The 24135-nt window shown below is 37.6% G+C and carries 19 protein-coding genes; 6 read left to right on the forward strand and 13 right to left on the reverse strand.

Annotated features, from left to right (window positions below; all coding sequences use genetic code 11):
- Position 1: 1 nt before the first annotated feature.
- From B6A32_RS05295 to B6A32_RS05310, 4 genes are read right to left on the reverse strand one after another with little or no spacing between them, the layout of a single operon-like run.
- Positions 2 to 1021, reverse strand: coding sequence for a vWA domain-containing protein (locus B6A32_RS05295; RefSeq protein WP_085301723.1), 1020 nt, complete (start codon positions 1019 to 1021; stop codon positions 2 to 4).
- Positions 1018 to 1560 carry a DUF4381 domain-containing protein gene (locus B6A32_RS05300; protein WP_085301726.1) on the reverse strand — a complete coding sequence of 181 codons (543 nt, stop codon included), beginning with the start codon at positions 1558 to 1560 and terminating at the stop codon, positions 1018 to 1020. The genes B6A32_RS05295 and B6A32_RS05300 overlap by 4 nt, the downstream gene beginning before the upstream one ends.
- Positions 1548 to 2558 carry a DUF58 domain-containing protein gene (locus B6A32_RS05305; protein WP_085301728.1) on the reverse strand — a complete coding sequence of 337 codons (1011 nt, stop codon included), beginning with the start codon at positions 2556 to 2558 and terminating at the stop codon, positions 1548 to 1550. The genes B6A32_RS05300 and B6A32_RS05305 overlap by 13 nt, the downstream gene beginning before the upstream one ends.
- A gap of 15 nt (positions 2559 to 2573) precedes the next feature.
- Positions 2574 to 3530 (reverse strand): AAA family ATPase, encoded by a 957-nt coding sequence (locus tag B6A32_RS05310; protein ID WP_085301730.1) that lies wholly within the window; start codon positions 3528 to 3530, stop codon positions 2574 to 2576.
- A 255-nt stretch (positions 3531 to 3785) separates the two neighbouring features.
- On the opposite strand from B6A32_RS05310, the gene fadI reads away from it, so the two are divergent.
- The 3 genes from fadI to B6A32_RS05325 all read left to right on the forward strand — a co-directional run bounded on the left by fadI (position 3786) and on the right by B6A32_RS05325 (position 7692).
- Positions 3786 to 5093 carry an acetyl-CoA C-acyltransferase FadI gene (gene fadI / locus B6A32_RS05315; RefSeq protein ID WP_085301733.1) on the forward strand — a complete coding sequence of 436 codons (1308 nt, stop codon included), beginning with the start codon at positions 3786 to 3788 and terminating at the stop codon, positions 5091 to 5093.
- Positions 5093 to 7243: a fatty acid oxidation complex subunit alpha FadJ gene (gene fadJ / locus B6A32_RS05320; protein WP_085301736.1), complete on the forward strand. Its 2151-nt coding sequence runs from the start codon at positions 5093 to 5095 to the stop codon at positions 7241 to 7243. The genes fadI and fadJ overlap by 1 nt, the downstream gene beginning before the upstream one ends.
- A gap of 245 nt (positions 7244 to 7488) precedes the next feature.
- Positions 7489 to 7692 carry a hypothetical protein gene (locus B6A32_RS05325; protein WP_085301738.1) on the forward strand — a complete coding sequence of 68 codons (204 nt, stop codon included), beginning with the start codon at positions 7489 to 7491 and terminating at the stop codon, positions 7690 to 7692.
- A gap of 224 nt (positions 7693 to 7916) precedes the next feature.
- Here B6A32_RS05325 and B6A32_RS05330 read toward each other — a convergent pair whose 3' ends face one another.
- The 3 genes from B6A32_RS05330 to B6A32_RS05340 form a co-directional block, all read right to left on the reverse strand.
- On the reverse strand, positions 7917 to 8168 hold the full coding sequence (locus tag B6A32_RS05330; protein WP_085301740.1) for a hypothetical protein: 252 nt from the start codon (positions 8166 to 8168) through the stop codon (positions 7917 to 7919).
- Positions 8169 to 8322: 154 nt separating this feature from the next.
- The gene (locus tag B6A32_RS05335; RefSeq protein ID WP_158088452.1) at positions 8323 to 12762 is read right to left on the reverse strand and encodes an EAL domain-containing protein; all 4440 of its coding nucleotides are present in this window, start codon (positions 12760 to 12762) and stop codon (positions 8323 to 8325) included.
- A 327-nt stretch (positions 12763 to 13089) separates the two neighbouring features.
- A complete protein-coding gene (locus B6A32_RS05340) occupies positions 13090 to 15885 on the reverse strand; it encodes an insulinase family protein (RefSeq protein ID WP_085301744.1) in 2796 nt (931 codons plus the stop codon).
- Positions 15886 to 16168: 283 nt separating this feature from the next.
- On the opposite strand from B6A32_RS05340, the gene sixA reads away from it, so the two are divergent.
- Positions 16169 to 16654, forward strand: a complete 486-nt coding sequence (sixA, locus tag B6A32_RS05345) for a phosphohistidine phosphatase SixA (RefSeq protein ID WP_085301746.1) — start codon at positions 16169 to 16171, stop codon at positions 16652 to 16654.
- 47 nt (positions 16655 to 16701) lie between these two features.
- On the opposite strand, the gene smrB is transcribed toward sixA, so the two are convergent.
- On the reverse strand, positions 16702 to 17244 hold the full coding sequence (smrB, locus tag B6A32_RS05350; protein WP_085301748.1) for an endonuclease SmrB: 543 nt from the start codon (positions 17242 to 17244) through the stop codon (positions 16702 to 16704).
- An 85-nt stretch (positions 17245 to 17329) separates the two neighbouring features.
- Here smrB and prmB point away from each other — a divergent pair, with 85 nt between their 5' ends.
- Together prmB and aroC are read left to right on the forward strand one after the other, a co-directional pair.
- On the forward strand, positions 17330 to 18253 hold the full coding sequence (gene prmB, locus B6A32_RS05355) for a 50S ribosomal protein L3 N(5)-glutamine methyltransferase (RefSeq protein WP_233131326.1): 924 nt from the start codon (positions 17330 to 17332) through the stop codon (positions 18251 to 18253).
- Between the two features lie 92 nt (positions 18254 to 18345).
- Positions 18346 to 19440, forward strand: a complete 1095-nt coding sequence (gene aroC, locus B6A32_RS05360) for a chorismate synthase (RefSeq protein WP_085301752.1) — start codon at positions 18346 to 18348, stop codon at positions 19438 to 19440.
- A gap of 93 nt (positions 19441 to 19533) precedes the next feature.
- Here aroC and lipA read toward each other — a convergent pair whose 3' ends face one another.
- The 5 genes from lipA to B6A32_RS05385 all read right to left on the reverse strand — a co-directional run bounded on the left by lipA (position 19534) and on the right by B6A32_RS05385 (position 24107).
- Positions 19534 to 20502 (reverse strand): lipoyl synthase, encoded by a 969-nt coding sequence (gene lipA, locus B6A32_RS05365; protein ID WP_085301754.1) that lies wholly within the window; start codon positions 20500 to 20502, stop codon positions 19534 to 19536.
- On the reverse strand, positions 20492 to 21154 hold the full coding sequence (gene lipB, locus B6A32_RS05370) for a lipoyl(octanoyl) transferase LipB (protein WP_085301756.1): 663 nt from the start codon (positions 21152 to 21154) through the stop codon (positions 20492 to 20494). Before lipB ends, lipA begins: the two co-directional genes overlap by 11 nt.
- A gap of 72 nt (positions 21155 to 21226) precedes the next feature.
- Positions 21227 to 21490 (reverse strand): DUF493 family protein YbeD, encoded by a 264-nt coding sequence (ybeD, locus tag B6A32_RS05375; RefSeq protein ID WP_085301758.1) that lies wholly within the window; start codon positions 21488 to 21490, stop codon positions 21227 to 21229.
- Between the two features lie 326 nt (positions 21491 to 21816).
- The gene (locus B6A32_RS05380; protein WP_085301760.1) at positions 21817 to 23004 is read right to left on the reverse strand and encodes a serine hydrolase; all 1188 of its coding nucleotides are present in this window, start codon (positions 23002 to 23004) and stop codon (positions 21817 to 21819) included.
- 185 nt (positions 23005 to 23189) lie between these two features.
- On the reverse strand, positions 23190 to 24107 hold the full coding sequence (locus B6A32_RS05385) for a septal ring lytic transglycosylase RlpA family protein (RefSeq protein WP_101685910.1): 918 nt from the start codon (positions 24105 to 24107) through the stop codon (positions 23190 to 23192).
- Between the last annotated feature and the right edge of the window lie 28 nt (positions 24108 to 24135).

Below are 24135 nucleotides of genomic sequence, written 5' to 3' on the forward strand. Positions count from 1 at the left end.
ATTAGTGCTTCACTCCCGTAATTGCTTTGTTGCGTTTGAAAAATTGATTATTAACGCTGCTTTTAACCAGTAGCGTTAGCAAACTTATCAATAAAGCTAAACCTAAAGGCCACTGAAATAACGCGGTGAGTGGACGCATTTGTTGTTGCTCTTGTTCTACAGGCTCTAAATCATCTAACAGTTTATAAATTTTACTCATGTCTTCACTAGCGCGTGCTCTGAAATAATAACCACCGGTTTCATCAGCAAGGCGTTGTAATGATTCTTCATCAAGCTCACTTGATGGGTTAACTCGGCGAGTACCAAATAGTGAATTTTGGATCATTACATCAGCGCCAATGCCAATTGAGTAAATGGTAATATCTTTAGCCACAGCCAACTCTAGTGCTTGATCTGGTGTTATTTTACCAGCCGTATTCTGACCATCGGTTAATAATAACAATACGCGGTTTGAGTCTTTTTTCTCGTCGAAACGTTTAACGGCAAGGGCAATAGCGTCGCCAATAGCCGTTTGTTTACCTACTAAACCTAATACCGTTTCGTCGAGCATTTGTTGCACGGTTTTTCGATCAAAGGTCATTGGAGTTTGCATGTAAGCATCGTCACCAAACAATATTAAGCCCAACTTGTCGCCACTGCGTCGCTCGATGAATTCACCTAATAATACTTTTAACATATCAAGGCGGTTTACTGTGCTGCCATTTAGCCTCATGTCTTCAACTTGCATACTGCCTGAAAGATCAACGGCGATCATCATTTCTCGACCTTCAGTTGGCACATTTACAGCCTCACCTAGCCATTGTGGCTGTGTGCTAGCTAACACAACTAACAACCAAATAAGACTAAGGATAACCAATGAGCTTTTTTTCTTTTCTGGCGCAAACTCTTCAGTTTGTACGCCTTTAATAATGGTTGGCATTTTCAGCGGTGCTGCTTGAATGTGTTTTTTTGCGGGTAACCAATAAATAATTAATGGAAGCGGTAGGGCGATTAATGCCCAGAGAAAATCAAAATGTATCATGATTTTACCTCTGATATTTGAGGTTTATTTTCAAGCGTTTGATTGTCGATTTCTGTTGTATTTAAATCGTTAGTTAACATAGTAAGTGTTTTTTTAGGTGGCAGAGCATGACTTAGCCATAATTTTGCCGCGGCAGAAAAGTTGTCTACATTGTGCTCGTTAACATTACTTTGATATGTCAAATTAAAATGTTCGCCGCTTAGCGTTGAAAAATTTTCTTGATGTTTAGCAGGTAAGCTTGCAATTAAAAAGTCTTTAAATTGATTACCTGTTAAATGTGCGACATGCATTCGAGGAAAATACTGTAAGGCAGCCCATTTTAATAATGTGACTATGGCACGGGTATCAGACACCGCTGATAATTTTTTTAATGCCTGTTTTTGTACTTTTCGCGCTTTAAAATATTGGCGTAACTTTATTATGCTATAAACTAATATTGCCAAAGTTATAACGACTAATAGCCACCAACCCGGCGCTATCGGGTAGTTATGCACGTTGTCAGGTAAGTGAATATCACTAAGTTGCGCTAACGGATCCATGATGCTACTCCGCGATGTAATTGAGTTTCTAGCGTTTCACTCGCACATAAATGTAGTAAACGAGCTCCTGCTTTACTCAGCTGTTGCTCTATAGTGTTATTTAAGTTTAAGGCCTGCTGGTGGTATTTTTCAGCTAATGCTTTATCACCAAGCACAAATTGTTGACGTTCGCTTTCATCACCGTTAGTCATAGCTACGCTAATTTTGTGTTCACTTTCGGGGAGTTGTTGCTCAAGTGGATCGCTGATCATACAAACAACTAATTCACAATGTCGACTAACATTAGCCAAATGACGAATAGCTTCATCAGAAAGGTTAAATGCGTCGGTGATCAAATAAACTAAACTGCCTGGTTTTGCGAGTTGTCTTAAACGTGCGCAATTTTGTTCGAAGGCTTCTGTTGCTTTCTTTCTATCTGCTTTTTCATCGGCACTGTGGAGTGAGTCTGCGTGAATTTTTACTAAACCATGCAAATAATGCAGCACACCTTGCTGTCGGCTACGAGGTTTTAATTCGGTGTGATTTGTTTGATTAAATACCACACCGCCGATACGATCGCCTCGTGATTTAGCATGCCAAGCAACCAGGGCGGCTACATGGGCAGCTTGCACAGATTTAAAAAGTAAACGACTGCCAAATAACATGCTGGTACTTAAATCGGTAGCGATAAGAACAGGGCGTTCAACCTCTTCACGAAATAATTTTGTGTGTGTTTTACCCGTACGGGCAGTAACACGCCAATCGATAGCACGAATGTCGTCGCCATTTTGGTAATGGCGAACTTCATCAAACTCCATACCACGGCCTTTACTTCGAGCAAGATAATTCCCAGACATTTTACCGTGTGAGCTTTTGGCGGCAGCTAAATTAATTAGTGAACTTTTCGTTTGATAACGTATTAGTTCATCTATATTTAATTCAATACCATTACTAACCAATTCATCAAGCAAGGTTTGTGGGTTGTATTGTTCGGCTGATTTTTTTTGTTTAAACCACATAAGGGTAACTTGCGCTTAGGCAACTGCCACTAAACTGAGTAAGTGATCAAGCAGTTGATTACTACTAATACCTTCTGCTTCAGCTTGGTAAGTCATAATTATGCGATGACGTAATACGTTATGAAAAACCGCTTGTACATCTTCAGGGCTAACGAAATCTCGGTTGTTTAACCAAGCTCTTGCGCGGGCACAGCGATCTAAAGCAATAGTAGCACGAGGACTAGCGCCGTATGCTAGCCACTGTTTTAATTTATCGTCATATTTTTCTGGGTTGCGTGTTGCCATAATTAAGTCGACGATATAGTTTTCTACTGCAGGTGCCATGTGAATTTTCATCACTTGTTCCCGTGCAGCAAAAATATCAGCTTGAGTGATTTCTTTAACAGAGGTTTTATCTGATTTTAATGCTTCACCACGGTTGAGTTTTAAAATTTCTAATTCGCTTGCTGCATCAGGGTAGCCAATTTCAACATGCATTAAAAAGCGATCGAGCTGTGCTTCGGGTAAAGGATATGTACCTTCTTGCTCTATCGGGTTTTGTGTTGCCATAACCAGAAATAATTCAGGTAATGGGTAAGTATTGCGGCCAACAGTAATTTGACCTTCTGCCATTGCTTCTAATAAAGCAGATTGAACTTTTGCAGGTGCACGGTTTATTTCGTCGGCTAAAACTAAGTTACGAAACAATGGGCCCGGTTGAAAAACAAAGGTGCCATCTTCGGGACGATAAATATCAGTACCGGTTAAATCTGCGGGTAATAAATCAGGAGTGAATTGTACGCGATGAAAGTCAGCTTCAAGGCCTTGAGCTAATGCGTTAACAGCACGCGTTTTTGCTAAACCCGGAGGACCCTCTACAATAAGGTGACCATTAGCTAAAAGTGCAATGAGCAAGTTTTCAACCAGCGAGTGCTGTCCGATAATTTGTGAAGATAAATGTTCTTTTAATGAGGAAAAATGTTCAATAGCCATAGTTTATCGTTCTTATTGATTAAAAAAAGTTGACGTCAGCACTTCTGACCCACAGATTGATATAAGGTTCAGGTTTAAAAAAAACAAGCACAGAAATTAAATTTTTAAGGCTTTTTGTTAGCTTTTTTAATACCTTGATATTAATTTGAACAAGTTTTATAAGCTAATGATTGAATTATTTCTATATATGTTTAGAATTATGATAAATCCAAAGAGGTCTGACCTCTTAATTGTTGCAACAAGATGGAATTAAAAATGACAAAATCAAAATTAGTAACCGGTAGTGGAGAGCGTATAGCGATAGTTGCTGGATTACGTACACCTTTCGCAAAGCAGGCTACTGCATTTCATGGTGTTCCTGCGGTTGACTTAGGCAAAATTGTTGTTAATGAGTTACTGCAAAAACATGACGTTGATCCTAAAATTATCGATCAGTTAGTTTTTGGGCAAGTAGTACAAATGCCAGAAGCGCCAAACATTGCTCGTGAGATTGTTTTAGGAACCGGTATGAATGTTCATACTGATGCCTACAGTGTGTCACGTGCTTGTGCGACTAGTTTTCAGTCAACGGTGAATGTGGCTGAATCAATTATGGCTGGTTTTGTTGATGTGGGTGTTGCCGGTGGTGCCGACTCATCTTCTGTTGCGCCTATTGGTGTGTCGAAAAAATTCGCACGCACTTTACTCGATTTAAGCAAAGCTCGCTCATTTGGCGCAAAAATGGCGCTTATTCGTAAATTAAATTTTAAAGATATTTTGCCTGTACCGCCTGCGGTTGCTGAATATTCTACGGGTTTGTCTATGGGACATACCGCAGAGCAAATGGCAAAAACGCATGGTATTACCCGTGAAGCGCAAGATGCACTTGCTCATCGATCACATACTTTGGCGACTAAAAGCTGGCAAGAAGGTAAATTAGCCGGCGAAGTAATGACTGCGCACAGCGAGCCTTATAAGTCTTTTATTGAAAAAGACAATTGTTTCCGTGAAAACTCTGAATTAGCCAGTTATGCGAAATTGCGCCCTGTATTTGATCGTAAACACGGTACAGTAACCGCAGCAACAAGTACGCCATTAACTGATGGTGCTTCAGCAGTGTTAATGATGCGAGAAGGCCGAGCAAAAGAATTAGGTTACAAACCATTAGGTTATATTCGTAGTTATGGTTTTGCTGCTATTGATGTATGGGAAGATATGTTAATGGGTCCAAGCTATGCTTCACCAATTGCTTTACAGCGTGCTGGTATGAATTTAGCCGACTTAGACTTAATTGAAATGCACGAAGCATTTGCTGCCCAAGCACTCGCTAACGTAAAAATGTTTGCCAGTAACAAGTTTGCACAAACTCACCTAGGGCGCGATAAAGCCATAGGCGAAATTGACATGGACAAATTTAATGTTATGGGCGGCTCATTAGCTTATGGACATCCATTTGCAGCGACAGGTACGCGCTTAATTGTACAAACATTAAATGAATTAAATCGTCGTGGCGGCGGTGTTGGCTTAACTACCGCTTGTGCAGCTGGTGGTTTAGGTGCGGCTATGATTGTGGAGACAGACTAATGACTGATGTAAAAAATGTAGAACAAGAAAATAACAATACTTTTAGCTTAGTTCGACAAGAAAATGGCATTGCACATTTGATCATGGATGTTAAAGGCGACACCATGAATACGCTAAAAGCTGAATTTGGTGAAGAAGTCTCTGAAATGTTAAAAGAGATACGTCAGGACCAAACGATTAAAGGTATTGTGTTAATTAGCGGCAAAGCAGATTCTTTTGTCGCAGGTGCTGACGTGCATATGTTAGCCAACTGTACTTCAGCTGCTGAAGCAACGACTTTATCACGACAGGGTCAAATTATTTTTGACCAACTCGAAAACTTATCTATTCCTGTTGTAGCAGCTGTGCACGGTGCTTGTTTAGGTGGTGGATTAGAACTTGCGATGGCATGTCATGCAATAGTGTGTAGTGATAGCCCTAAAACAGCATTAGGCTTGCCAGAAGTTCAACTTGGTTTATTACCTGGTGGCGGTGGTACGCAAAGACTACCTAAACGTGTTGGTATTCAAAAAGCATTAGATATGATGCTAACAGGTAAACAGTTACGCGCAAAACAAGCATTAAAATCTGGTTTAGTCAGTGATGTAGTGCCACATAGTGTACTAATTCAAACAGCAGAAAAGTTAGCCCTTTCTGGCAAGGTAAAACCTAAAGCACGTAAATTATCAGTAATGGATAAGTTACTTGAAGGCAATGGTTTAGGTCGCAGCATTTTATTTAGTAAAGCGACTAAAATGGTGTTAAACCAAACTAAAGGTAACTACCCTGCGCCTTTAAAAATAATTGACTGTATTCGCGCTAGTGCTGAACAGGCTCCTTCGAAGGGATATCAATTAGAAGCAGACCATTTTGGTCAACTAGTGATGTCGGACGTATCAGCCCAGCTTAGACAACTATTTTTTGCTACAACCGATATGAAAAAAGAACAGGGTGTTGAAGGTGTTAGCCCTGAAAAAATTACTAAAGCAGCGGTGCTTGGTGGCGGACTTATGGGGGGTGGTATTGCTTTTGTTACGGCAACAAAAGCTAAATTACCCGTGCGTATAAAAGATATTTCACATCAAGGAATTAGTTATGCCTTAAAGTATGGCTATGACTTATTGAACAAAAAAGTTAAACGCCGTTTTATGCGCCATAGCGAAATGCAAAGTCAACTAGCGTTGATAACCGGAACTACTGAATATACGGGGTTTGGTGATGTCGACATCGTTGTAGAAGCGGTATTTGAAGATTTAACGTTAAAGCAAAACATGGTCGCCGATATTGAAAGTCACTGTAAAGAAGAGACAATTTTTGCTAGTAATACATCAAGCTTGCCAATTGGCCAAATAGCAGAGAAAGCATTGCGTCCTGAGAATGTTATTGGTCTTCATTACTTTTCTCCTGTTGATAAAATGCCATTAGCAGAAATTATTGCTCATGAGAAAACCTCGGACCAAACAATTTCTACTACGGTAGCATTTGCTAAAAAACAAGGTAAAACCCCTATTGTTGTTAAAGACAAAGCAGGGTTTTATGTTAATCGCATTTTAGCGCCTTACATGAATGAAGCGGCAATTTTATTGCTTGAAGGTTGCTCTATTGAAGCACTAGATAAAGCCATGGTTAAATTTGGTTTTCCAGTAGGACCTATGCAATTATTAGATGAAGTGGGTATTGATGTTGGTTCTAAAATTGGACCTATCTTACAAGCTGAATTAGGTGATAGATTTGCACCGCCTGCTGCTTTTTCTAAATTAATTGAAGATGGTCGTTTAGGTAAAAAATCTAAAAAAGGTTTCTACCAATACAACACTAATAGCAAGAAAAAGCTCGTTGATGAAAGTGTATATACCTTACTAGGCTTGCAAGTTAGCAATACAAATGTAACCGAAGCGCAAGTAGAGCGTTGTGTGTATATGATGCTTAATGAAGCTGCTCGATGCTTAGATGAAGGCATAGTTCGTAATGCTCGTGACGGAGACATTGGTGCTATTTTTGGTATTGGTTTTCCTCCTTTCCTAGGCGGACCATTTCAGTACATGGATAAAATAGGCGCAGTGACCATTGTTAGCAAATTAAACCAATGGCAAGCGGAGTTTGGAGAGCGTTTTACCCCTTGTGATACCTTAGTCAAAATGGCTGAGCAAGGCGAGCGCTTTTACAACTAAAATAGTATCTAGTTAGTGCCATTTTTATGGCATGTCGTTGCCGGCCATGCGGCAATATTTGACGAAAAAAGAGGCGAAATATTGCCTCTTTTTTTGTGCCTTTTTAAAACCGTGCTGAATATACATTTAGGAGGAATAATTTAAGTTAAGAGAATTTTTTTGAACATTTACTCTAAACTTGCTAGAATTTGCGCGTTAATAAAAGCTGTTTTTTTCCAAAAAATATTTTCCGAAGAGAGTAGAGCATGATTATATTATTAGGTGTTGTATTAAGCGTTGTATTTTCTATCTTTTTTTATTGTCAGGCTATGAGTAGTGGTTTGGGAGTTAAACGTTGGGCAACTGCGGGTTTAATGTTTGGGCCTTTTGTTTGGCCAATGTTCTGTATGAAAAAACGTTTAAAGACTTATCAGCGTTTTGGTTTTGATTGTTTGTTGTTTTCTGCATAATCCGTTAACTATTTGGTGTTTATAAATAGCTTGAACTTATTATAAACACGCTACCTTCCTTGTAGCGAATGCTTAATACACTTTATAGCCTAATACTAAACTTGAAGTGCTTAATTCCACCATGTACTAGCTGGCATCTCTTTAATTTCGATACCTGCAGCAATAGTATTTTCGGTCTTTTCTGTAACAAATAATGATTTAATTAAGTTAATCATAGTGGTTTCCTAGATACGAACAGTGCCGCGTTTAGTACCAACTTCATCTACTGGTGTATTTTTAGAATCAATGCGAACAGTGCCACGTTTAGTACCAATGCGAACAGTGCCACGTTTAGTACCAATGCGAACAGTGCCACGTTTAGTACCAATACGAACAGTGCCACGTTTAGTGCCTACAACTTCAGGGGTGAAATCATTTACATTTGTGGCCGCTGGTGTTGACGACATTACTAAAGATAAAATTAATGAACTAAGCATACTATTTCCTATTTAAGTTATTATTATATTCAATAATAGATAAGCTAGAAGCGTGCCAAAAGTTCAAACCCTTTATTTATAGGGCTTTAAACTTAATATTGAACAAGATAAACTTAAGTGTCAGAAAATCGACGCTAAAGGGTTAAAGTTTATTTTAACTAAATGATGTGGATTTATTCGTAATTTGAAAGGAGAGTAAATATTTTTGAAAATCATTTTTAGGAAGTGGTTTGCTATATAAATAACCTTGCAATTGCTCACAACGTAAACCCGATAAAAAACTTAGTTGTTGATTGGTTTCAACACCTTCTGCCACAACTTGCATACCTAAGTTGTGAGCGATGGTAACTATCGTAGCGACCATGTTTCGACCTTGCTCAGAGGTTTCAATATCGTCAACAAACGCTTTATCTATTTTTAGGGTATTTAATGGGAATTTCTTTAGATACGCCAATGAAGAGTAGCCAGTACCAAAATCATCTAACGATAAATGAATGCCCATAGCGCGAATTTGCAGCATAGTATCAATGGCTTTTTGGGGAGAGTCCATCACAGTACCCTCAGTTATTTCTAGCTCTAAATATTTGGCAGGTAAGCGGCTTTCTTTCAGCGCGTCTGCAATCATTGCAACCAAGTTTGGCTGGGTAAATTGCACGGCGGAAAGGTTAACGGCAACACGACCGTCAAAAAGCCCCGCATCAACCCACTTCTTAGTGGCAATACATGCTTTTCTTAAAACTATTTCGCCAATATCAATTATTTGCCCTGTCTCTTCAGAAACCGGTATAAATACTACTGGGCTTATAATGCCTTTTTTAGGTGTTTCAAAGCGCACTAACGCTTCCATTCCCGCAATTTTTCCAGTGGTAATCTCTATTTTAGGTTGATAAAAAACTGAAAATAAATCTTCTTTTAACCCGTGGCGAATTAAACTTTCAATTTGTAAGCGTTTTACCGCCGTTTTATTCATAGAATCACTAAAAAATTGATATTTATTTCCGCCAATATTTTTAGCATGGTACATCGCAGTATCAGCATTTTTTAGCAATTCTTGTGGATTTTTCCCATCTTCGGGATATAGAACAATTCCAATACTACTATAAAGTACAATTTCTTGATTTTTGAGTCTTAATGGTAAGGCAATAGATTTTAATATTTCTTTACCAAGCGTAGTAATCGTGTGAATATCATTTGTATTTTCAATAATTAAACTAAACTCATCACCACCTAAACGATAAACGGTATCAAGATTTTTACCTAAGCCTTTAATGCGCTCTGCAACTTTACAGAGTAATACATCACCAACTTCATGGCCTAGTGAGTCATTAACTTTTTTAAAGTTATCGAGATCGAATACTAATAATGCATGTGGTACTTTACTGTTTACCAACTTCTGTTGGTTAGCCTGAAAATAAGCTCGATTTGGAAGGCCAGTGAGAGTATCAGTGTTAGCAAGCTTTCTTAATTCGTACTCTGTTTGTTTACGTTTAGTTATATCAGAGAAAACGCCAACAAAGTGAGAAACATTACCGCTTTCATCACGAATTATATCAATGTTTAAATCGGTTAAGTAAAGGTCGCCATTATCACGAGTATTTTCGATCTCACCGTGCCAACTGCCTTTAGTGATTAAGTGCTTCTTTACGTTTTGATTAAAGCTGTCAGAATATCGTTCAAACTTAAGAAGTGTACCGCGCATTTGTAATTTACTTTTTCCGGTAATACTTTGAAATGCCTTATTAACATCAACAACAGTAAATTGACGGTCGTAAATAACAATAGCGTCAGAGATGTTTTCGATACATTTTGCAAAAAGCTTTAAACGTTCATCAGCACGTTTAATTTGACTAATATCTTTTAGTGTTCCTGTCATTCGGCTAGGGTTGTTTTTTTCATCTCGCTCAACAATCTTTCCACGATCTAGCACCCATATCCATTTATTATCTTTATCTTTAACACGATATGTTGATTCAAAATGCTGGCTACTGTCTTCAAAATGTTGATTTAAAGCTTCCCTAACACGTGGAATATCGTGTTGATGAATGTTGGTTTGGTCAGCACCAACATTACGTTTACCATCTTGAGGGAACTCTAATATCCCCCAGATATTGGAACGGAATATTTTACCGCTTTTAATATTCCAATCCCACATTTCGTCACCACTACCCCAAAGTGATAATTTAAGACGTTCTTCACTGAGTTTGATTTGGAGGTGATATAAGCGTTTGTGGCGCATTTGTTGCAAAATATAAGCGAAGATCAACAGTGCAACGCAACTGTAAAAAATTATCGCTGTAGTTGATAACCACCAAGGCGGCATGATGGTAATATTAAGTGACTTGATTTTACTTTCTTGATTGCTTTGTAAATCATATGCTTGTACTTCGAAAGTATAATCGCCAGAGTTTAAGTTCGTATATGTTGCTCTTTGGTTATTTTTTCCTGAATCAATCCACTTATCTTCTAATCCAACCAAGCGGTAACGATAATTTAGTTGGTTGGGGAGTTTAGTATTTGGTGAGATGAACTCGATACTAAATTGAGATTGTGTATGCTGCAAAGTAAGAGTACTTAAATAGTTTGGAGCCTGCTCTAAAAAATACTGATTTTCTAATGTTTTAGGCTGTATATTACTCCTGACAGGCACTTGTTTATTAGCAATAAATACATTTGAAATAGTAGGTGTTAGTGGAAATTGTTTTATTTGATAAACTTCTTGAGGAATAAAGGTATGAAAACCATTTACACCACCAAAGAAGATGGTATCACTAGATGTTAATAATGAACTATCGCTAATATATTCATTGTCATTCAATAGCATATCTTTATTAAAAGTTCTGACTAATTGGTTTGAGGGGTTAACAGAATTTATACCAATATTAGTTGATACCCAGCCTGTATCTGAGGAGTCAATGACAACATCAGCTATAAAATTATTACTAAGTCCATTTTTTTCGCTAAAAAATAAGTTTGTATTGTTGTTTTTGTTAATTAAGGCTAAACCGTTGCGTTGCGAGCCTAACCAGATCCATTCATTAGACACCGCAATATTTGAAATTTCGCCAAATTTGATTTTATTTGAAAGCTTGTAGGTTTTATTTGAAAATTCTAGTTTAGTAACGTTGAAGCTTAAAACCTCTCCTTGATCTGATGATAGCCAAATTGTTTTATCTTTATCATATTTTAAAGAGGTAAAAGTACTTCCATTTTCATAAGTTTCAAACTGATTTGTTTCAATATCAAACGAAGTTAGTTTTAAGTTACTGTTAATAAACCAAATTTTATTAATTATCAAAAACATAAGACTTAAATTGGCGTGATAGGAGTTGTTTTTCCAAAATTTGTTTTCAGTAAGAGTGAAGTTTTTGGTATTAAAGTTATATAGTTTTCCTGGTCGGTTTGAGTTTTCTTCTTCAGTCCTTAACCAAATGTTATCGAGCTTGTCAGTCATCAAGTGGGAAATAGGAAACTTGTTTCCAATATTTATATGGACAATCTTTTCATCTGAATTCAAGTAACTTAACTGTCCATCATCGGTAGCAAACCATACTTTACCATCTTTAGTTTCTGCTAAAGCATATACCGAGCTTGGCATTTCGTTATAATTAAATAAGCCATGTCTAATTTTTAACTGAAGGCTATTAAATGTGTTAATCCCATTCCCATCAGTTCCAAGCCAAATATTATCTGCTTTATCTTTGAATAACTTTAATATGTAATTGTTGGAAATAGCATTTTTATGTTGTACAGATTGATATGAATCAATATCACCAGATAGCAAGTTAATAATGTTGAGGCCATTTAATGTTCCGAGCCAAACCATCGAACCATTCAATAACTCAATAGTCCTAACGTTGTTAGATAGAAGTTTATCGTTTTTATTTTCAGCGTTAGCTGAGTAATGTTTTTTTATTTTATATTCTTGAGAGATAACAAATAAACCGTTATCGGTCGCTAACCAGTATTGATTGTCGATGAGTTTTAGATCGTAAAGTGCATCTGCATTTAGTTTCAAATTCCATTTATTGTGTTCACTTAAAGAAATTGCAAAGGTTAGTGTATTGTTGGCTAAATATATCCCTTTATCATAAGTACCAAGCCAATAGTTCCCTTTTTCATCTTGGAAAATGGTTTTAATCTCTTTTAAAGCAGTATCAAAACCACGAATTCTTATTCGTGAAAAATTTTGATTTTCTGGATCAAATTTATGTAGACCTTCTTTGGTGGAAACCCAAATGTTATTATTGGGGTCTTGATAAATATCCCAAATTTCGTTGTCTTTTAATGAGCTATTGTCGTTAGTTTGATGTGTGAAATTTTCAAAATTATCGAGCGATTCGTTGTAACGACTCAATCCTTTATTTGTGCCAACCCAAAGCACGTTTTGTTTATCTATAAATAATTTGCGAATAAAATTATCAGCAATTGATGATTGATCAGAGCTATCGTGACGATAATAAACGAAGTTCTTACCATCATATCGATTTAAGCCGTCTTGGGTGGCTATCCATATAAAGCCATTTTGGTCTTGGGTAATATCGTAAACATAGCTTTGAGAGAGGCCTTCAGCTATCGAAATTCGTTCAAATTTCAAGGGGTTTTGATTAATATTGTACTGTGAAGCTAGGACCTTGGTATGAGGAAGTAGCAAAATTGTCAGGGTCAAAAAAGTGACCACTGCAAAACATCGGGGAATTAATTTATTTCTTAAAAGAAGCAAAAGCACAAATACAACCTTTTGGTAATGAAACCCATACCTAACTCATTTAACTTAGTTGGTATGCCATATATTTTTATTATTTTTGGATGCCACGCCCCATTACAAATGATGTAGAGGGGGAAGTCAATCATTGCTGCGAAAGTAACAATTATTAAATATATTTAAACGCCATTAGCTCAGCTAAACATTGTATCGGCTAGATTAATATTTTCTTTGACATATTTTCAATAAAGTTTCTTCGTCATTTTTAATGGCATAGTTTTTTGTCATTTCCTTTAATTGTTGACGACTTTCATAACTAAGTAATGATAAGCAGTCTGTGTTTTGGGCTTGATTGAAAACAGTCATAATAAATTCAGCAACATCTTCTATTGATAAGTTTTCAATAATTGAAATGAGTTTGCTCTTTTGATTGAATGAAGGCTCTTTGTTACAAATAGCAGCCCAATATCTTTGACTTTTTATTCTTAAATTTGAGTCCTTTTCCTGTAACTGGCTGGCAAGACCATGTTGTAAATGTTGCCAATGCTCTGCAGGTAATTGATCAATAAAGTCACTAGAGCGAGCAATAAACTCATTCATTGCAATTGTTAATGTAACCGAATCGGTATGGGGTGATTGAATATAAAATGCTATTCCAGGGTAGCGATTAATAGGAATAAAGCCTACACCGACCAAATAGCCATATTGTTTTTCTGTGCGCATTTCTTGGAAAAAAATAGGTGAGAGTAGTTGGTTAGTTAACATGGTTAACGCTACTGTGCGTAAATCTTTATTTGGCATCGGATAATAAAGTACCGCAGCATGGTCATGAGCGGGTAATGCCATTGGCAATGTTAAAGTGCCTTTTCCTTTAATATCATTACAAGTAATTTTGACTTGATTGTTGTCTGACAATTTATTGACGAACACTTTTTTAATATCAGTAATTATTGTATCCGCAGATTGCCTAGACCAATTACCATGAATGAGAAGATCAACAGCATTGTTTTCAAAAATTTTAGGAACAAAGTTTTTAAAGTGATCAAATTCTATTTTTTCTAGGGCATTAATTAATGTTTTGCTACTTGGGCTTGTAGGTTGCATTGAGGCACTGAGTTTAGCGAAAAGTTGCGATATAGACTTACTATTTTCTGCATTTTGCCAATGACAAAGTAGCTGTTGTTTAAATAATTCAAACTTATTTGGACAAAACTTCCCTTGCTTTAAGCTTGCGAGTAACTTTGGCAATAGTTGCTCTTGTTTCGTACTAATACCCGACAATTGTAGTGTTAGCCCACTTTGATGGGAATATAAGTGATAGTGAATGCCGGCTAACTCTGCGTCGTAATGTTCTTCTATAACGGCATCGCTGTATAAGTCAATAAAAAGACGAGTCATAGCGATTGAGCTCGGACTTTCTATTACTGCAGGTGAGTCTATCGATAAGTAGATGTAACCTTTGGGAGTATTAAAACTTGTATCATGCTTGAACCAAGCATTCAGGCCATTTTGTTGATAAATTTTTTCGGGTGGCTTTTGTGGTGTGTTGCTTAAGTCTTCATTAGCAATTAGCTGGGGCCGAGCAACAATATAGGGGTTGTTTTTAGGTAAAGTTAACGCGTTTAAAGTTTCACTTTGTTGCCATTGCTCGATTTTTTTAAGCGCAATGTTTTTAACAGAATAGGGCACTTGATACCATTTACTTGTGTTGCTATGAGGCATGTCAGGGCTGTTTTTATCAATAGAAATTATGCGCATATTGCTAGCGACTAAATAGCCTAACAAGGTCGTTAGGGTTATTTGGTTTTGACCTTCCATAACATAGTCGCCAAAGATGTAATCTTTTTCTGGGTAATGTTGCATGTTAATGACAAGCTGACTAACAGAGTCAAGTGGCGACAACTTTTCTTGATAACAAAACGATAACTCAGCTAATGCTTTTTTTTCTCTATAATATTGCTCATTAAGTGGGGACTTTTTCAATAAGTTTATATAGGCGAATACAATACTTATTATCTCATTTATATTTGTAGCGCCGAGCTCAGAAAGTGAAATGCTAATATTAAAGTCTTTAAAGTTAGAGCCATTTATACCTGAACCAGCGGTTAAACCTAAAGCCCACTGCTTACTTTTTAACAATGACAATATGCTGCCAGGACCTTCATGGCCAATTAAATAAGCGAGAATAGATTCCGGTTTTTGTCGGTAATATTCATCGATACTTGGCATTGCAAAACTAATAATTAATTGTTGATCGTTTCTAACCGGTGTTACAGATATCCACTTTTGTTGATGCTCAGGGTAATAAAGGGGCTCAGTGATTTTAACTTTTTCAAGGCCATTTGATTTTATATCAGAAAAATTAGCATTAGCTAATGCTGCTAAGTTATCGAGCGACTGAGGGCCTTCTAGTACCAAAGTCATAAAATGTGCTTGATAGTTTTTGTCAAAAAATGCACTTAACTCTGCTTGTAAATTGTATCCAGCTTTATCTGCTAGAGTTTCACTACTACCAACAGAAAATTTTGCAAAAGGGTGTTCTTGGTTAATGGTTTCTTTGTGAACATCGTAAAGGCGTCGAATGTCGTCTTTTAGCTTAAGTTTAAACTCGGCATCTATATTTTTACGTTCTTTATTAACGAATTCTTCAGATAATAAAGGGCACGTAAAAAACTCACCAAAACGTACTATTGCAGAATCAAAGTGTTGATGGCCGATATCGAAGAAAAAACAGGTATGCTCAGTTGCTGTCCAAGCATTGTTACTACCACCGTGTTCATTAATAAATTTTTGGTATTCACTACCATCAGGAAAGTTTTTTGTACCAAGAAATAGCATGTGTTCAAGAAAGTGAGCAAGACCTTGTCGATGCTTAGGATCATCGAAATGACCAACATTTACTGCTAAAGCTGCTGCAGATTTATGAGAGTCGTTATTATGAACTAATAAAACTCTTAAGCCGTTGTTTAAGGTAATTGACTTATATTGTTTAGTGTCATTCGGGCTTATTTTCACTTTCGCTCCCGCACAGGTTAATTACAGCAGGTCTTTGCTATAATCTATAATATTATTTTTTTAATCTTCTAAATTACCTTAAGGAATAAGGTGAGTCCATTTTATTCTTAACTGATGTTATAAAAATATAAGTAATTCATTTACTATAGCGCCAATTCTGAAGATATATACCTAATGATTTTTAACACTGTGTGGTTAGTGTAATGAGAAAAAGGTGTTTTAGTCTCACAAGTTGAAAATGTTCATTTGGTCCAGGTGAGCATATATTGTGTTTAAGGTATTTATGCAAATTTTCGTTATGCGTCATGGTCAGGCTGAAATGCTTGCAGCAAGTGATGCGCAAAGACCGTTAACCCAAAGCGGTATTGAAGAAGCTCAAGTTATGGGGCAATGGTTATTAAAAAATAGCCCTGCATTTGACTGCATTTTTGTTAGCCCATACACACGCGCACAACAAACAGCTGACGCGGTAATAAATGAGTTAACATGTGTTGCTAAAAGAGAGACCTTAGCGATTATTACTCCTGAAGATAATGCTAAAGATGTGCATGGTTATTTAGATGCTATTTGTAGCCAAGAGCAATATAAGAGTATTTTACTTGTGTCTCATATGCCTTTAGTGAGTTACTTGGTTGCTGAATTAACCGTAGATCACGTCATGCCGATGTTTCAAACGGCTTCAGTAGCAAACATAGAGTACAGTTTAGATAAAATGTCTGGTGAATTGTTGGCTTTAGTTTCCCCCTATGACATTGAAGAGGCACGTTAACGTAATTAGCTGTTAATCGGCTTAGGAGTTTAAATACTTAGGGTAAATTAGTCGCGTATAAACTTATCTTTTAATTCCACTAAAACTAAAATCGCACCATTCCCACCCCATTCTAAAGGTGCTTGATGAAAGGCCATTACACTGGGATGTTGTACTAACCAATGCGGTACTTTATTTTTTAAAATCCGCGCGCCTAAGCCATGTACAATACAAACACATTGGGCGTGCTCTTTATCGCAAGCAGCAAGTAAAGCAGCAATTTCGCGTTTTGACTGATGTTGATCTAAACCATGTAAATCTAAAATTAAATCAGGGGTGTACTGTCCGCGTCTTAAGTTTTTAGCTTCAAAACTATCAACGTCCTCTCGCACATATTTCAATGGCCCTTGAGTATTTAAATCAGGTTCAAACTCATCTGAAAAATGAAACTCGGCGAGGGCCTTGTTATCTTTTTGCTTAGATAGGGTTGATTTAGACTTGATGGTTCTTTTTTCCGGGTGTACTCTGTCCTGCACCATAGGTTTGACCTTACCTACGGCATCTTTAAATAATTTTTTTTCATCCGCATTTAGCGCGTCTTTAAATTTCATGTGCAAAGTCTAAAAACATCGACGAACAATAACAAGTGAAAGTATAATAAAATATATGCAATATGATGAACAACCTGAGGAATGTGTGGAAATAATAAACTTTACAGAGGTAAGCGAACAACTGCATACCGTTAATGACTATGTGCGATTTGGCGCGAGTCAGTTTAATCAAGCTGATTTATACTTTGGCCATGGTACAAACAACGCATGGCATGAAGCGCTTACATTAGTTATGCATCAGCTTGCATTACCTCAAGAGCTTTCTAATGAATTAATGCAGTGCCGCTTAGTATCAACAGAGCGAATTGCTATTTTACAATTATTTGAACGCCGTATTGTTGAAGGCCTACCCGCTGCGTATTTAACTAACCAAGCGATGTTTTGTGGTTTACCTTTTTATGTTGATGAACGTGTACTAGTGCCGCGTTCACCAATAGGTGAACTAATCGAGCAAAGTTTCACGGGGTTAATAGAAGAGTCTCCAGAACGTATTTTAGACTTATGTACAGGCAGTGGTTGTATTGCCATTGCTTGTGCTGTTGCTTTTCCTGAAGCTGAAGTTGATGCCGTAGATCTTTCTGTTGATGCGTTAAACGTGGCGCAAATTAATATTGATGGCCATGGTTTATCTGCACAAGTTATTCCAATTCAGTCTGACGTTTTTTCTGGGGTGCAAGGGCAAAGCTATGATTTAATAGTGACAAATCCACCTTATGTCGATCAAGAAGATGTGGATTCATTGCCGCAAGAGTACTTGCATGAACCCGTAATGGGTTTAGGTAGTGGTTTTGATGGTCTGGATATCGTTCGACAAATTTTAGCGCAAGCGGCGGATCATCTTAACGATAATGGTGTACTTATTTGTGAAGTGGGCAATTCACAAGTTCATTTAACCGCGGCTTTTCCATCAGTGCCATTTCAGTGGTTAAGGTTTGAGAGAGGCGGTCATGGTGTGTTTAAATTGACTAAAGCGCAATTAATAAATCATCAGCAAGACTTTAAACAATAAACAATGAATACTCACTAAGATTTAAATTTATTTAGAGTACTTTGAGGCCAATATTATGGGTATATCATCACTTTTAACGGGTAAAATTTATTATGTCAGGTAATACTTTCGGGAAGTTATTTACGGTCACTTCATTCGGTGAAAGCCATGGTTTAGGCTTAGGTGCGATTATTGATGGGTGTCCTCCAGGTTTAGAACTTTGCGAGGCAGATTTACAACACGACCTTGATCGTCGTCGACCTGGCAAATCTCGATTTACTACTGCTCGTCGCGAAGCTGATGAAGTTAAAATAATGTCGGGCGTTTTCGAAGGCAAAACAACGGGTACTCCAATTGGTTTATTAATTGAGAATACCGATCAACGCTCTCAAGACTATGGCGATATTGCACAAACTTTTCGCCCTGGACATGCTGATTATACCTACTGGCAGAAGTATGGCATTCGTGATTATCGTGGAGGCGGTCGTTCTTCAGCACGTGAAACCGCAATGCGAGTTGCTGCTGGCGCTGTAGCGAAAAAATATTTGCAGCAAAAATTTGGTATTACTATTCAAGCTTGTGTTACTCAAATTGGCGAAGTTTGTGCAGAGAATATTGATTGGAATGTAGTTGAAGAAAATCCGTTTTTCTTTCCTGATGCTAACAAACTTGAGCAATTAGATGAATTATTACGTGGCATTATGCGTGAAAAAGATTCTATAGGCGCAAAGTTAATGGTTGTTGCGAACAATGTTCCTGTTGGTTTAGGCGAGCCTATTTTTGACCGATTAGATGCTGAAATTGCTCATGCTTTAATGGGTATTAATGCCGTTAAAGCTGTTGAAGTTGGAGATGGCTTTGGTGTTGTTAATCAAAAAGGCTCGCAGCATCGAGATGAATTAACTCCTGACGGTTTTGCCTCTAATCACGCAGGTGGCGTTTTAGGTGGCATATCTTCAGGACAGCCTATTGTGGCATCTATCGCTTTAAAGCCAACTTCTAGTATTGGTGTTAGCGGTAAAACCGTTGATCTTGAAGGCGCTTCGGCCGATATCGTAACTAAAGGTCGTCATGATCCATGTGTGGGCATTCGAGCGGTACCTATTGCTGAAGCTATGTTGGCGTTAACCTTAATGGATCACTACCTAAGACACAGAGCACAGAATATGGATGTGGTTTGTCAAACGCCAGATATTGAAGGCAAGTAAAAGTAATACTGAGTCATTTCAAAACAAAAAAGCTAGAAGTTCAACTTCTAGCTTTTTTATTTCTGCGTGTTAAATAGAGTAATCGATTAACAACTACTTTACTTCTTCACCAGCAGCTTGTTTATCAGCATGGTAGCTTGAACGTACTAACGGACCACAGGCTGCGTGATCGAAGCCCATTTTATCAGCTTCACGCTTGAACATGTCAAAGTCATCAGGATGTACGTAACGCTCAACCGGTAAATGGTGCTTACTTGGCTGTAAGTATTGACCTATGGTTAACATAGTTACACCATGGGCACGTAAATCGCGCATCACTTGTAAAATTTCTTCGTTAGTTTCACCTAAGCCAACCATTAAGCCAGATTTAGTCGGAACAGTTGGGTTAGCTTCACCAAACTTTTTCAATAAATCTAAAGACCATTGGTAGTTCGCGCCAGGGCGAGCTTTAGTATATAAACGTGGAGCCGTTTCTAAGTTATGGTTAAATACGCCTGGTGGGTGAGTATTTAAAATTTCTAGAGCACGATCCATACGACCACGAAAATCTGGTACTAATATTTCTACTTTAGTGTGTGGAGAATGCTCGGCAATTTCGGTGATACAATCAACAAACTGCTGTGCGCCACCGTCACGTAAATCATCACGATCAACTGAAGTAATAACCACGTATTTTAGTTTCATATCTTTTAGCGTTAACGCTAATTTACGTGGCTCTTCTTTATCGGCGGCTAACGGGCGACCATGACCTACATCACAAAATGGACAACGGCGAGTACATATGTCGCCAAGAATCATGAAGGTTGCGGTACCGTGGTTAAAACATTCTGTTAAATTTGGGCAAGAAGCTTCTTCGCAAACCGAGTGTAAATCATGTTTACGCAGTGCTGCTTTTATACTATCTATACGCTCTGAACTTTTTGGCAGTTTAATACGTAACCAATCTGGTTTTCTTAGCATAGTTTCACGCTCTGAAGTAACCACTTTAATTGGTATATGAGCCATTTTCTCGGCATCGCGTAATTTAGTGCCTGGGGTAATGCGTGATGATTTAGTGGTCATGTACTGTTTCCAATCCCGTTTGATAAGATAAATGCTGAGTGTTTAATAATTCACTAAGATGTTTAACCAGTGATTCACCCGCTTGTTTTACAGTGGCAGGGCCCTGTAAATCGATAGTTTGTATCATTTCTAAACCTTGATAACCACAAGGATTAATGCGCAAAAATGGCGATAAATCCATATTTACGTTTAAAGCTAAACCATGAAAAGAGCAGCCTCTGCGTACTCTTAGGCCCAAAGATGCAATTTTTTTGTCGTTAACATAAACACCTGGAGCATCGGGCTTTGCATTAGCGTTAATATCAAAATCGGCCATTGAAGCAACAATACCATTTTCAATAAGGGTAACTAATTGCCTTACCCCCATTTTTCGGCGGCGTAAGTTGATCATAAAGTAGATCACTTGCTGTCCAGGACCGTGATAAGTAACTTGTCCACCTCGGTCGACTTTTACCACAGGAATATCGCCAGGCATTAATAGATGTTCATCTTTACCTGCTTGGCCTTGAGTAAATACTGGCGGATGCTCTACTAGCCAAAGTTCGTCAGGGGTGTGTTCATCTCGATCATCGGTGAAATTTTGCATGGCATGCCAAACATCGACATAGTCGAGGTTATTCAGTTGCCGAATAATCAATGTGTCTTTCAAAATACATCTCTATCGATTTTATTTCGCGTATTATAGCCAAATAGTAAGTGGAATACACTGGATAAAAAGTAAGGCTTAAAGTACGTAGCGCACTTGCTCAATTGCGTTTAATGTTTTATATATTTTTTCTATGTGATCTTTACTGGTAACGGTTACCGCAACTGAAATTGAGTGGTAGTTGCCTTTAGAACTTGGCTTTATTTTAGGCGCATAATCACCAGGGGTATGCTTTTGCAACTCACCAACCACCAGATCGGGTAATTCATCACATGCTATACCCATAACTTTAAAGTTTAACACGGTAGGGAAGTCGAGTAATTCATCAAACTTAGTATTCATTTATTTTCTCTTTATACGGTAAACAACGCTTTTAAAGGCTGTTTTTAAATGGCAGGGGAATTCAATAAAATGAAATATTCCAAGCCACTTGTAATTATTAATGTGTTTGTATCAGCAAATTGGCGATATTTTAACATTATTTGTTAAGAATGTGACCAACTGACGATACTTTATTGGCTATAAATGGGGGAGGTATTACTTTATTTCAATGTTCATTGGTTATTTAATTATTCAATACACTGCGTAGCATTAGACATTATAAATAAAAAAACTCAGCCGAAGCTGAGTTTTTTTAATAAAGTTTATAGTCGGCAATGATAACTACACTAGTCAGCAAATTGCTGCTTAACGTAGTCCATTAATTTGTTGAACATGCTGCCTTCATTTACCTCTTGCAATGTTACTAAAGGGTATTGAGCAATATCTTCACCGTCAAGCTGTAAAAATAACTTACCTACTACTTCACCTTTTTGCAGCGGAGCAGTTAATTGTTTGTCTAGTTCAAAATTTGCTTGTAAATTTTTGCGTTGACCACGAGGAATGGTAATTGGCGTATCAACCATAATGCCTAAATCTACTTCTTTACGATCGCCCATCCAAACGCGGTTACTAACAAATTTTTCACCGGCTTGATAAGGTGTATAAGTTTCAAAAAAACGAAAACCATAGTTCAGTAGTTTTTTACTTTCTACTTTACGAGCGCGTTCACTTTCTGTGCCCATAACTACACTTACTAAACGCATGTCACCTTTGGTGGCTGAAGTTACTAAACTATAACCAGCTTGTGAAGTGTGACCGGTTTTTAAGCCATCAACATTCATGCTTTTATCCCACAACAAGCTGTTGCGGTTATATTGCTTGATGTTGTTATAAGTAAACGACTTTTGGCTGTAAAGTTTGTACTCTTCAGGCACATCACGAATTAAGGCAATAGCCAAAGTCGCCATGTCTCTAGCCGTTGTTTTGTGTTCTTTGCTATCTAAACCATGACTGTTTTCAAAGAAGCTACTGTGCATGCCTAATTGCTCAGCGTGAGCATTCATTAACTGAGCAAAAGCGCCTTCGCTACCAGCAATATGCTCTGCCATAGCGACACATGCGTCGTTACCAGATGCAACGATAATACCTTGATTAAGTAAACTAACCGGTACTTCTGTGCCTACTTCGATAAACATTTTTGATGATTCAGGGAAGTTTTTTGCCCAGGCTTTTTCACTAATTCTTACCGGGTCTTCATTACTGATATTGCCGCTAGCAAGCTCTTTACCAATTATGTAGCTTGTCATCATTTTGGTTAAACTTGCTGGTGCTAGTAAAATATCAGCATTACTCTGTGCAATAACTTTACCTGTAGTATAGTCAATTAAAATATGACCTTTTGCATTGACCTCAGGCGCTGACGGGATAATAGTTTGAGCGTGAGAGAAAGAGCAAACACTTAATAATACCGAACCTAAAAAGGTTAATAACTTTATCGGCTTCTTAGTCGCTTGAATAAACTTGATTTGGGGCATAATTGTCCTACAGCACTATCGATTAATGGAGATTATATAAATTTAACGGAGTATAACATTTTTCATTTTGATTTCTATTGAGCTCGTACATCATTTTGTTACCATTGATGAATTTGGCTTGATAACGATAAAGTTTTGCCTTTAGCTCGCTCTATTTTTCGAAAGAGTAAAGCCTAAAAGTAACCTTAACGGCGAATAAAAGCGTTGGGGTAGCCAGTATCTTTTATTGCTGCTAATAAACGCGATAATTCTTGCTCAGTTAATATCGGACCAACGAGAACACGAAAAATTCCATTTATTTCTTCTATTTGTGTATTACTGTTATGGTTTTGCATTAATGTTTTCGAAATCTTACTTGCTTGCAACTTACTTTTACTTGCAAATACTTGAATATATCGTTTTTTCAACGCTATATTTGTTGAGGGTGGCTCTTTCTTAAGTGCTTTTACAGATGAGCTATTAGCAACTTTTGCAGCTTTTGCAACTTCGGCTTGTGCTAAAGGTACTGCTTCTGTGGTGTTAGATGTAAAGTGCGGCAAATTATGTTGTAGCTGAGCTAAGGTCTCAGCAGTAAAATCATTAATTGCAGTAATAGTAACATTCGCGGTGCCTGTTTTTAGCATATCGAGCTTATAAGCCGCGCTGTATGATAAATCGATGATCCGGTCTTGATGAAATGGCCCGCGATCATTTACCCGCACAATAACGAATTTTCCATTGCTATTATTGACCACTTTTAAATAGGTAGGTAAAGGCAAATTTTTATGTGCGGCGCTCATCGCGTACATGTCGTAAATTTCACCGTTAGAGGTTAAATGGCCGTGAAATTTTTTACCGTACCAAGACGCTGTACCTGTTTGGCTAAAGTTTTCAGCCGTTTTTAACACTTTATAATGCTGACCAAATACTTGGTAATGTTTATTACCGCCGCGACTGTGTGCTTCTGCCCTAGGGGTAGCATTGAGAAGTTCATTAGCGTTTGGCACTCGTGTTGGTGTGCTGTCATGCTTTTGCTGATATCGGCTAGTATGGCTACTACAAGCCGACATTATGATTAACGTTATGTATAAGCAAATAAGCTGTGATGTATTTAATTTTGCCATAAATAACGGGTACTCTTTTAAGGTGATC

This window comes from Colwellia polaris (assembly GCF_002104515.1).
GTDB classification, from domain to species: Bacteria; Pseudomonadota; Gammaproteobacteria; order Enterobacterales; family Alteromonadaceae; genus Cognaticolwellia; species Cognaticolwellia polaris.